The following is a 1211-nucleotide window of genomic DNA, read 5'->3' as shown; positions in this document are numbered from 1 at the left end:
TGTAGTTATGGTTTGCATGAAATCCAAAACTTGTCTGTAAAGCGTAGAATCCTCAACTTTAACAGCCATTGATTTTTCCAGATATCGTGAGACTTCATCAAGAATTATTAGCACAGGTTTTTCACCAAGCATTCTCTTTATTAGATCGCCGCCAGGAGCAACTCTTTTTTGGTCATGCTCTTTTAATAATTTATATTCGCCTAACTGCCAAGCAATATAACCCCAGATTGTTTGGATTGTATTACCGTTTACCTTTTTCCCATTCAGAGCATCAAATTTTTCTCCGTCAAATACGGCAATTCTTACATTCTCTATCTTCGGTAAGCTTTTCATCTCAGGAAATGATATCTCAAGCTCTTTGCGGTTTCTCAACGCATAATACAATGTAGCAAGAGTATGTGATTTCCCGCCACCAAAGGGAGATCTGAGCTGTAATACTCTGTTTCCTTCCTTACCAGAAAGTCTATAATACACTTCTTCAATTAGAACTCTCATATCCTTTGTCAAATAAGTTGCTCGGAAAAAGGAATAAGGGTCTTTATAAGTAGGTGGAACATTTGGATCTCCTTCAACAATGGCTCCCAAATCTATTGCATATGTTGCAATTGGGGTATCCTCTGATTCTACATCCGGATGTAATCTAACTACTTCAGTCCAAGATTTTATGCTCATATAACTTACCTCCCAAATAATGTGTTTTCAATTATTATATTTTTCCAGTTTGCTAATAATCTTGAAGCCATATTTTTTTCATCGGATGTAGTAGAAATAAGCTTTTCACTTCCTTCTAAAGATGTTCCAGCGAGTGCTTGGGCTGTAAGTTTTAGTAGCTCATAATTTGGCATTGCTTGAGTTAAATATTCGGGTATCTTGTATGCTTCGTTTTCTAATAACCAAAGAAGCCTATGTAAAACATCAATAGTTGATTTACCATCCAAGCCCAACTTTTCATCTTTACCTCTTTCCGAATAATCTCTTAGCCTATATTTATTCTTTTTCTTTTCCAAAAGAGGATTCTTACCCGATGAAAGTCCTAAAGGACCATCAAGCTCAACACCTTGAGGATAGGCAAAAACAATAGCTTCTCCAGCGTCAACTTCCATTTTGCCATATGTATATCTCCAGAGGACATAAAATCTTGTTGCAGGATCTACCTCTGCTACACCTTTTCTTGATATGCCAAAGAGCTTTTCAAGTATCGTTTCAAGAAC

Annotated in this window: 2 protein-coding genes; both read right to left on the bottom strand. The window is 36.6% G+C overall.

The annotated features are described in order from the left end of the window. Positions 1-672, bottom strand: a 672-nt coding sequence (locus ABDH49_09095) for a DUF499 domain-containing protein (protein ID MEN3047103.1), incomplete at its 3' end; no start/stop codon positions are given. A 5-nt stretch (positions 673-677) separates the two neighbouring features. Then, positions 678-1211 (bottom strand): DUF1156 domain-containing protein (locus tag ABDH49_09090; GenBank protein ID MEN3047102.1); only part of this gene is annotated, 534 nt, incomplete at its 5' end.

This window comes from Candidatus Hydrothermales bacterium (assembly GCA_039630235.1).
GTDB lineage: Bacteria > Hydrothermota > Hydrothermia > Hydrothermales > JAJRUZ01 > JBCNVI01.
This window is presented reverse-complemented; position numbering and strand designations above follow the sequence as displayed.